Origin of the sequence: uncultured Caballeronia sp., assembly GCF_964243625.1 — a bacterium.
Lineage (GTDB): Bacteria > Pseudomonadota > Gammaproteobacteria > Burkholderiales > Burkholderiaceae > Caballeronia.
Genome location: NZ_CAXTGZ010000257.1, coordinates 1 through 8,193 on the forward strand (window position 1 = coordinate 1; position 8,193 = coordinate 8,193).

Genomic DNA, 8,193 nt, shown 5'->3' on the forward strand with positions numbered 1-8,193 from the left:
AGAATCCAGGTTTCCTGCAAGACGCGTGTACCGCTTTTGCGGGCCATATCATCGTCGGTCTGGACGCGAAAGACGGCAAGGTCGCAACCGACGGCTGGAGCAAGCTGACCGGTCACGAAGTCATTGACCTCGGCCGCAAGTTCGAGGATTACGGCTGTGAAGCGATCATCTACACGGACATTGGCCGCGACGGCATGCTGCAGGGCATCAACATCGAAGCGACTGTGCGGCTCGCCCAAGCCGTCAAGATTCCGGTGATCGCAAGCGGCGGCCTGTCCAATATCGGCGATATCGACTCGTTATGCGAAGTCGAAGACGAAGGCATTGAAGGCGTAATCTGCGGCCGCGCGATTTACTCGGGCGACCTGGATTTCACCGCTGCGCAAGCACGCGCCGACAAACTGCGCGAAGCGGACGACGCCTGAAGCAGCGCTGCTGCGCGGCGCTTCATTCAAGCCGCCAGCGTCTTTGATGGCCGCTCAATGCGCATTTGCGCCGACGCAGCGTCTTTTCGCGATGTCGGTTTCAAGTCTGAGACCGCCGCGCCTTCGTCAGCATTCACTCGCAGCAAAACGGCATTTGCAAGACTATGGCTCTCGCTAAACGCATCATCCCGTGTCTCGACGTCACCGCTGGCCGCGTGGTCAAGGGCGTCAACTTCCTCGAATTGCGCGATGCGGGCGACCCCGTGGAAATTGCCCGTCGCTACGACGATCAAGGCGCCGACGAGCTCACGTTTCTCGACATCACCGCAACTTCGGATCAACGTGATCTGATCCTGCCGATCATCGAGCAGGTGGCGTCGCAGGTTTTCATTCCGTTGACCGTTGGCGGCGGCGTGCGGGCTGTCGAAGACGTGCGGCGGTTGCTGAACGCGGGTGCGGACAAGATCAGCATGAATTCGTCGGCGGTGTCGAACCCGCAACTGGTGCGCGACGCATCGTATAAACATGGTTCGCAGTGCATTGTGGTCGCGATCGACGCCAAGCGCGTCAGCACTGGCGACGAAACCCCGCGCTGGGAAGTGTTCACGCACGGTGGACGCAAGAACACCGGGCTCGATGTGATCGAATGGGCGCGCAAGATGGCGGAGTACGGCGCCGGGGAAATCCTGCTGACCAGCATGGATCGCGACGGCACCAAGAGCGGCTTCGACCTTGCGTTGACGCGGGCGGTATCGGACGCGATCTCGATTCCGGTGATTGCGTCGGGCGGCGTGGGGTCGCTTGCGCATCTCGCCGACGGCATCACCGAAGGTCACGCCGACGCGGTGCTTGCTGCCAGCATCTTCCACTATGGCGAACACACGGTCGGCGAAGCAAAACGCTTCATGGCGGATCAGGGTATATCGGTGAGGATTTAAGCGGTGACTGCACAAACTGAAGCGTCGGGCTGGCTCGACAAGGTCAAGTGGGACGACAACGGTCTCGTGCCGGTGATCGCGCAGGAATCCGCCACGGGCGACGTGCTGATGTTCGCGTGGATGAACCGCGAGGCGTTGGCAAAGACCATCGAATTGAAGCGCGCCGTGTATTACTCGCGCTCGCGCAAACGCCTGTGGTTCAAGGGCGAGGAGTCGGGACACGTGCAGCACGTTCACGAAGTCCGGCTCGATTGCGACGAAGACGTCGTATTGCTGAAGGTCGAGCAGGTATCGGGCATCGCTTGCCATACCGGCCGTCATTCGTGCTTTTTCCAAAAATTCGAAGGATCGGTGGAAACGGGTGACTGGCTCGCCGTAGAACCGGTCTTGATGGACCCCGAACATATCTACAAGTAATGACCGAATCCACGACTTCCACGCAAGACACGTTGCTGCGCCTCGCGGCGATTATCGACAGCCGCAAGGGCGGCGATCCGGAACAATCCTATGTTTCACGACTCTTTCATAAAGGTGACGACGCCGTTCTGAAGAAGATCGGCGAAGAAGCCACCGAAGTCGTGCTGGCCGCCAAGGACGCTCGGCACGGTGGTGCGCCCAACGCGCTGGTCGGTGAAGTGGCCGACTTGTGGTTCCATTGTCTCGTGATGCTGTCTCATTTCGATCTCGGTCCAGCGGAAGTCATCGCGGAACTCGAGCGGCGCGAAGGTACGTCGGGGATCGAAGAGAAAGCGTTGCGCAAGTCCCGCGACCGCGAGCAGGACGAAAACGGCCGCTGAAAAGCGGCGTCGGTTCGCATCGAAGGGCATCTGGAGGATGAAATGAATCAGCCGTACGAACCTTATCCACCGCCCGTCTACGAGAACCCGGCCGATTCCGAGCGGCTACGCGGACTGCGCACCCTGACTCACGTGCTGTACGCGCTCTATGCGGCCTATTGGCTGACCGGCGGATTGACGGTGCTGATTGCGATCATCATCAATTACCTGAAACGCGACGATGTCGTCGGGACGCCATATGAAGCGCATTTCCAGTGGCAGATCCGCACTTTCTGGTGGGCGTTGCTCGGGCATGTGATCGGCGTTGCGCTGATCTGGGTACTGATCGGTTTTCCCGTTCTGGCCGTGGTCGGAATCTGGACCTTGTATCGGGTCATAAAAGGCTGGCTGTTTTTGTACGAGAACAAGCCGTTGCAACCGCGCGCCTGGGTTTGAACCAGAACTTAACCGCGCACTGATAACCGGGATTTACCCGCGAGACACATGAGCCAAGAGAACTGTATTTTCTGCAAGATCGCCGCGGGAGAAATTCCGAGCAAGAAAGTCCATGAGGACGATGAATTCGTTGCTTTCCACGATATCAATCCGGCCGCCCCCGTCCATGTGCTGGTGATTCCGCGTAAACATATTGAGACACTGTCGAGCTGTACCGAAGCCGATGCGCCGCTGCTTGGTAGAATGCTGAGCCTGACGGCGCGCCTCGCCAAGGAACTCGGCGTTTCATACACCGGCGGCGACACAGGATTTCGTACGGTCATCAATACGGGGCCGGGTGGCGGGCAAGAGGTTTATCACATTCACGCACATATTCTTGCGGGCGAGCGGCCGTGGCGCCGGATGGGCTAGGAAGGCTGTTTTCATGTAATGAAATCGAAAGCGTCTTTTCATCGCAATATTGCGCGCGCAAACTGTCGGTTTAATCAGCGGAGCGTCAGTGCTCCGACTCGGGCCGAAAGGTCCACATTCTTCGCTGCGGGCAGCAATCCCGGTGAAGCCAAGGAGAGTTTTCAGTCATGGGTTCGTTGAGCATTTGGCATTGGTTGATCGTGTTGTTGATCGTGGCGCTGGTTTTCGGCACGAAGAAGCTGCGTAACATCGGCGGCGATCTGGGCGGCGCGGTGAAGGGATTCAAGGAAGGCATGAAGGAAGGCGAGACGCCGGCCGAGCAGCGCGAACTGCCGCGCAACGGCGCGGTGGACGTGGAAGCGAAGGACAAGACGCGCTCGAGCGACTACCGGTAAGCCAAGCCCGGCTCGGTTCTCCGTGTAGTTCCAGCCGTATTCATTCGTCACCTTCAGGATCTTCGATTCCATGCTCGACCTTGGTCTGACCAAAATGGCGCTGATCGGCGTCGTCGCGCTGGTAGTGCTCGGGCCGGAGCGTCTGCCCGGCGTGGCGCGGACGGCCGGCGCGCTGTTCGGGCGCGCGCAGCGGTACATCAACGACGTCAAGGCCGAAGTCTCGCGTGAGATGGAACTCGACGAGCTGAAGAAGATGCGTACCGAGTTCGAGACGGCGGCGTCGAACGTGGAGAACACGATTCACGACAACCTGCGCCAGCACGAGAACGAACTCAACGATGCCTGGAAGCAGGGCACATCGGTGTCCGACAGCGTCGCGGGCGGCGGCGACCCGGATCTGACGCATGTTTCGGGCGACACGTGGCGGTCATCGTCGGACAGCGGCGCGTCGTCCGGCAAGCGCAAGAACTGGCGCGTCAAGCAGAGTGCCATTCCAAACTGGTATAAGCGTACGTCGTTACGCAAGACGCGCGTTCAGTCGGGCGCGGCGCGTGTAGCGCGGCATACGCCAGAAACGCTGCGCCGTCCGACGCGGTTTTTCTGATGACGCAGCCGCTTTGAATTCGCGAACACCAACTTCCCTTCCATCGATGAATCCCAGCAGAGGGCCGGCGTGAGCGACCCGCAACAGATTAAAGACGAGGCCGTCGAAGAGACGTTCATCTCGCACCTGGTCGAACTGCGTGACCGCATCATCCGCGCAGGCGCTTCAGTCATCGTCGTGTTTATCGGCCTGGTTTATTGGGCGCCCAATATCTTCAGGTTGCTCGCCCGGCCGCTGATGCAGAACTTGCCGAAGGACGGCAAGATGATCGTCACGGACGTCACCGGCTCGTTCTTCGTGCCGATGAAAGTGACCATGATGGTCGCGCTCGTGATCGCGTTGCCAATCGTGCTGTATCAGATCTGGGCGTTCATTGCGCCCGGGCTGTATCAGCACGAGAAGAAGCTGGTCGTGCCGCTGGTCGGAAGCAGCTACTTCCTGTTCCTGTGCGGCATGGCGTTCGCGTATTTCGTCGTCTTCCCGACCATTTTCCGCGTGATGGCGCATTACAACGCGCCGCTCGGCGCGGAAATGACGACGGATATCGATAATTACCTGAGCTTCGTGCTCACCATGTTCCTGGCGTTCGGCGTGACCTTCGAGGTCCCGATCATCGTGGTGATCCTGGCACGCATGGGATTCGTGACGATCGCGAAGCTCAAGCAGATCCGGCCGTACGTGATCGTTGGCGCATTTGTGATCTCAGCGGTCGTGACGCCGCCGGACGTGTTCTCCCAATTGATTCTGGCCATCCCGCTGATCATTCTTTACGAGGTCGGCATCATTGCAGCGCGAGTCATAGTCGGGAAGGACAAAATCAAGGTGCAGGAAGCGGAAGCCACCGAGGACGCCAAAAGGGATGCCGAGTAAGCGGTTTGTCATCAGCTAACCTAAAGCATAAAGGCCGTTCCAACGTCGAGTTGGAACGGCCTTTTGATTTGCATCGTCCGGATAAGTTACTTACTCGTCGCCCTGATCTCCGCCCTGGTCGCCGCCTTCGTCGTCCGGTGATTGAGGCGCCTTGGGCTGCATCGGCCGCTTGCCGATCACCACATTCAGGTCCAGCTCCTTGCTCTTTCGCATCAAGTGAACTTTCACCGATGTCCCTGGCTTGATCTGCGCGACGACGTTCAGCAAACGCGTCGTGTCGGTGATGGCGTCGTCGTTGATGCTGATCAGGATATCGCCTGGCTTGATGCCGGCTTTATCGGCCGGGCCGCCTTGCAGCACGCCCGCCACGATTGCGCCGGACTTCTGGTCGAGTCCGAACGATTCCGCGATTTCCGGCGTCACATCCTGCGGTTCAACGCCAATCCAGCCGCGGGTGACCGTTCCCGTCGTAATGATGCTTTCCAGCACGCTGCGCGCAGTCGATACCGGAATCGCAAAGCCGATACCAAGCGAGCCGCCGCTGCGCGAATAAATCGCGGTATTGATGCCGAGCAGATTGCCGTTCACATCCACGAGCGCGCCACCCGAATTACCCGGGTTGATCGCGGCGTCCGTCTGGATGAAATTCTCGAACGTATTGATGCCGAGGTGATTGCGCCCGAGCGCGCTGACAATCCCCATGGTCACCGTCTGCCCGACGCCGAACGGATTGCCTATGGCAAGCACCACGTCGCCCACGCGCGTCTGGTCCATGCGGCCGAGCGTGATGGTCGGCAGGTTCGTCATGTTGATCTTCAGCACGGCGAGGTCGGTTTCAGGATCCACACCAATCACCTTCGCCGATGACGTCCTGCCGTCTGCGAGTGCAACTTCAATTTGATCCGCCCCGTCGACGACATGCTGGTTCGTTAGAATGTAGCCTTCGGAGCTGACGATCACGCCTGAACCAAGATTCGACGCGGGCGTCTCGTCGCCTTTGCGCTTGTTTTTATCGCCGAAGAAGTACCGGAACAACGGATCTTTCGCGCGCGGGTCGGGCGGCAAAGTGCCGTCCTTGCTGGAAAAAACGTTGACCACGGCGGGCATCGCTTTTTGCGCGCCATCCGCATACGACGACTGAGCAGGCCGGGAACCAATGCTGGGAGCCACTTCCTGCAACGCGACGATCGGTTCGGCAAGCTGCTTGCCGAACGTTCCCTGGCGTTGAAGCCACTGCGGTTTCAAGGTCGCGACGATGAACATCAGCGCCAACAGCACGGTCACCGCTTGGGCAAAAAACAGCCAGAAGCGTCTAAGCATTTGATGGAATAGAGGAATTCATGGATCGGATTGAACTCGAATTGTATCTGAACAATCTGTTGGAAATAGGACGCTTCAAGGACTATTGCCCGAACGGATTGCAGGTTGAAGGCTCGCGTCGCGTCGGGAAACTGGCGACGGGCGTGACGGCATCGCTGGCGTTCCTCGAAGCCGCGATCGAATGGGGCGCGGACGCTGTGCTCGTGCATCATGGCTATTTCTGGAAGAACGAGGCGCCGCAGGTCACGGGACGCAAATATCAGCGGCTGAAAACGCTGCTTGCCAACGACCTTAACCTGTTTGCCTACCACCTGCCGCTCGACTCGCATCCCGAGTTCGGCAACAACGCGCAGCTCGGCGCGCGGCTCGGATTGATCGCGGACAACCGGTTCGGCGACCAGGACCTCGGCTGGATTGCGTCATTGCCCATGTCGCTGTCGCTCGAACACTTCACCGCGACAGTCGAGAACGAGCTCGGCCGCAAGCCGCTCGTGTTCGGCGACCCGGATATGGAATTGCGTCGCGTGGCGTGGTGTACGGGCGGCGCGCAAGGTTTCTTCGATGAAGCGATCGCCGCCGGCGCCGATGTCTACATTAGCGGCGAAGTGTCGGAGCAGACCATGCACATCGCGGCGGAAAGCGGCGTGGCATATGTTGCGGCCGGGCATCATGCGACCGAGCGTTATGGCGTTCAGGCACTTGGCGCCCATGTGGCCGAACATTTCGATATCGAGCATGTGTTTATTGATATCGATAATCCCGTCTGATTATCTTGCACTGCAATAATTAATGATGCTCCGTAAATAACCCCTTCATTCAAGAGTGACTGAAAAGTGCGGGGAAACCCTTAAGAATGAAGGACTTCGAGCGTTTTTTGCTATTCAACTCTTGTAAATGACGACTCCATTCGCGCACACTAGCGTCGGTAGAACGGACTGACGGTATAAATCCAACTCAGAAGTGGGGCGTGTGATGCGAGACAACGAAGATCAACGCGTCGACGGCGGCCGCAGGACCTGGCTGATTGCGACAACCGTAGCAGGCGGACTCGGTGGCGTAGCCACGGTCATCCCGTTTGTCGGTTCGTTTGCACCGTCGGAAAAAGCCAAGGCGGCAGGCGCGCCGGTCGAAGTAGATATATCCGGTCTCAAGCCTGGCGACATGATGACTGTCGCCTGGCGCGGCAAGCCGGTGTGGATCGTGAACCGCACTGACGAAATGCTCGCCGACGTGAAGAAAGCCGATCCCGAACTCGCCGATCCGCATTCGAAAAAAGAATTCACGATGCCGCTGCCGGAATACTGCAACAACGAATTCCGCTCGCGCCCGGAGCACAAGAACCTGTTCGTTGCCGTCGCCGTTTGCACGCATCTCGGCTGCACACCCACGCCGCGCTTCCAGGAAGGCGCGCAACCCAATCTCCCCGATGACTGGCCCGGCGGTTTTCTCTGCCCCTGCCACGGTTCGACCTACGACATGGCCGGTCGCGTCTTCAAGAACAAGCCAGCGCCGCAGAACCTCGACATTCCGCCGTACATGTTTACCTCGGCGACGTCACTCGTGATTGGCAAGGACGAAAAGGGAGAAGCGTAATGGCGACGAACAAAGACGTTGAGACAAGCGGATTCCTGGGCTGGATCGACAGGCGTTTTCCGCTGACATCGACCTGGAAAGCGCACGTCTCCGAATACTACGCGCCGAAAAACTTCAACTTCTGGTACTTCTTCGGCTCGCTTGCACTGCTGGTGCTCGTGATCCAGATCGTCACCGGCATTTTCCTCGTGATGAACTACAAGCCCGATGCGACGCTGGCGTTCGCATCGGTCGAATACATCATGCGCGAGGTGCCGTGGGGCTGGCTCATCCGCTACATGCATTCCACGGGCGCGTCGATGTTCTTTGTCGTCGTCTATCTGCACATGTTCCGTGGACTGATGTACGGGTCGTATCGGAAGCCACGTGAACTTGTCTGGATCTTCGGCTGCGCGATTTTCCTGT

Annotated in this window: 13 protein-coding genes; 12 read left to right on the forward strand and 1 reads right to left on the reverse strand. The window is 58.9% G+C overall.

What is annotated here, in order from left to right:
- From ACFFAR_RS17825 to tatC, 9 genes are all read left to right on the forward strand, one after another.
- Positions 1 to 425 (forward strand): HisA/HisF-related TIM barrel protein (locus ACFFAR_RS17825; RefSeq protein ID WP_375508207.1); only part of this gene is annotated, 425 nt, incomplete at its 5' end.
- A 164-nt stretch (positions 426 to 589) separates the two neighbouring features.
- Positions 590 to 1,363 carry an imidazole glycerol phosphate synthase subunit HisF gene (hisF, locus tag ACFFAR_RS17830; protein WP_174365499.1) on the forward strand — a complete coding sequence of 258 codons (774 nt, stop codon included), beginning with the start codon at positions 590 to 592 and terminating at the stop codon, positions 1,361 to 1,363.
- Between the two features lie 3 nt (positions 1,364 to 1,366).
- Positions 1,367 to 1,780, forward strand: coding sequence for a phosphoribosyl-AMP cyclohydrolase (gene hisI / locus ACFFAR_RS17835; protein ID WP_062000436.1), 414 nt, complete (start codon positions 1,367 to 1,369; stop codon positions 1,778 to 1,780).
- The gene (locus ACFFAR_RS17840) at positions 1,780 to 2,160 is read left to right on the forward strand and encodes a phosphoribosyl-ATP diphosphatase (protein ID WP_062168101.1); all 381 of its coding nucleotides are present in this window, start codon (positions 1,780 to 1,782) and stop codon (positions 2,158 to 2,160) included. Before hisI ends, ACFFAR_RS17840 begins: the two co-directional genes overlap by 1 nt.
- A 42-nt stretch (positions 2,161 to 2,202) precedes the next feature.
- Complete coding sequence (locus ACFFAR_RS17845) at positions 2,203 to 2,595, forward strand: hypothetical protein (RefSeq protein ID WP_062168100.1); 393 nt, start codon at positions 2,203 to 2,205, stop codon at positions 2,593 to 2,595.
- Between the two features lie 48 nt (positions 2,596 to 2,643).
- Complete coding sequence (locus ACFFAR_RS17850) at positions 2,644 to 3,006, forward strand: histidine triad nucleotide-binding protein (RefSeq protein WP_056355601.1); 363 nt, start codon at positions 2,644 to 2,646, stop codon at positions 3,004 to 3,006.
- A gap of 167 nt (positions 3,007 to 3,173) precedes the next feature.
- Positions 3,174 to 3,401, forward strand: coding sequence for a Sec-independent protein translocase subunit TatA (gene tatA, locus ACFFAR_RS17855; RefSeq protein WP_056355605.1), 228 nt, complete (start codon positions 3,174 to 3,176; stop codon positions 3,399 to 3,401).
- 70 nt (positions 3,402 to 3,471) lie between these two features.
- Positions 3,472 to 4,005 (forward strand): Sec-independent protein translocase protein TatB, encoded by a 534-nt coding sequence (gene tatB / locus ACFFAR_RS17860; protein ID WP_062000431.1) that lies wholly within the window; start codon positions 3,472 to 3,474, stop codon positions 4,003 to 4,005.
- Between the two features lie 69 nt (positions 4,006 to 4,074).
- Positions 4,075 to 4,875 (forward strand): twin-arginine translocase subunit TatC, encoded by an 801-nt coding sequence (gene tatC, locus ACFFAR_RS17865; RefSeq protein WP_062000430.1) that lies wholly within the window; start codon positions 4,075 to 4,077, stop codon positions 4,873 to 4,875.
- 90 nt (positions 4,876 to 4,965) lie between these two features.
- On the opposite strand, the gene ACFFAR_RS17870 is transcribed toward tatC, so the two are convergent.
- Complete coding sequence (locus ACFFAR_RS17870) at positions 4,966 to 6,195, reverse strand: S1C family serine protease (protein ID WP_062168094.1); 1,230 nt, start codon at positions 6,193 to 6,195, stop codon at positions 4,966 to 4,968.
- A 20-nt stretch (positions 6,196 to 6,215) separates the two neighbouring features.
- Here ACFFAR_RS17870 and ACFFAR_RS17875 point away from each other — a divergent pair, with 20 nt between their 5' ends.
- The 3 genes from ACFFAR_RS17875 to ACFFAR_RS17885 all read left to right on the forward strand — a co-directional run.
- Positions 6,216 to 6,962 carry a Nif3-like dinuclear metal center hexameric protein gene (locus ACFFAR_RS17875; protein ID WP_062000428.1) on the forward strand — a complete coding sequence of 249 codons (747 nt, stop codon included), beginning with the start codon at positions 6,216 to 6,218 and terminating at the stop codon, positions 6,960 to 6,962.
- 205 nt (positions 6,963 to 7,167) lie between these two features.
- Positions 7,168 to 7,788, forward strand: coding sequence for a ubiquinol-cytochrome c reductase iron-sulfur subunit (petA, locus tag ACFFAR_RS17880; RefSeq protein ID WP_086382598.1), 621 nt, complete (start codon positions 7,168 to 7,170; stop codon positions 7,786 to 7,788).
- Positions 7,788 to 8,193 (forward strand): cytochrome b N-terminal domain-containing protein (locus ACFFAR_RS17885; protein ID WP_174365035.1); only part of this gene is annotated, 406 nt, incomplete at its 3' end. The genes petA and ACFFAR_RS17885, both read left to right, overlap by 1 nt.

What these genes read in the sequence shown, in the direction of transcription:
- ACFFAR_RS17845 (WP_062168100.1), top strand. Translation starts at nt 2,203, where the DNA reads ATGAATCAGCCGTACGAACCTTATCCACCGCCCGTCTACGAGAACCCG.
- ACFFAR_RS17870 (WP_062168094.1), bottom strand. Translation starts at nt 6,195, where the DNA reads ATGCTTAGACGCTTCTGGCTGTTTTTTGCCCAAGCGGTGACCGTGCTG.
- ACFFAR_RS17850 (WP_056355601.1), top strand. Translation starts at nt 2,644, where the DNA reads ATGAGCCAAGAGAACTGTATTTTCTGCAAGATCGCCGCGGGAGAAATT.
- tatA (WP_056355605.1), top strand. Translation starts at nt 3,174, where the DNA reads ATGGGTTCGTTGAGCATTTGGCATTGGTTGATCGTGTTGTTGATCGTG.
- petA (WP_086382598.1), top strand. Translation starts at nt 7,168, where the DNA reads ATGCGAGACAACGAAGATCAACGCGTCGACGGCGGCCGCAGGACCTGG.
- tatB (WP_062000431.1), top strand. Translation starts at nt 3,472, where the DNA reads ATGCTCGACCTTGGTCTGACCAAAATGGCGCTGATCGGCGTCGTCGCG.
- ACFFAR_RS17875 (WP_062000428.1), top strand. Translation starts at nt 6,216, where the DNA reads ATGGATCGGATTGAACTCGAATTGTATCTGAACAATCTGTTGGAAATA.
- hisF (WP_174365499.1), top strand. Translation starts at nt 590, where the DNA reads ATGGCTCTCGCTAAACGCATCATCCCGTGTCTCGACGTCACCGCTGGC.
- ACFFAR_RS17840 (WP_062168101.1), top strand. Translation starts at nt 1,780, where the DNA reads ATGACCGAATCCACGACTTCCACGCAAGACACGTTGCTGCGCCTCGCG.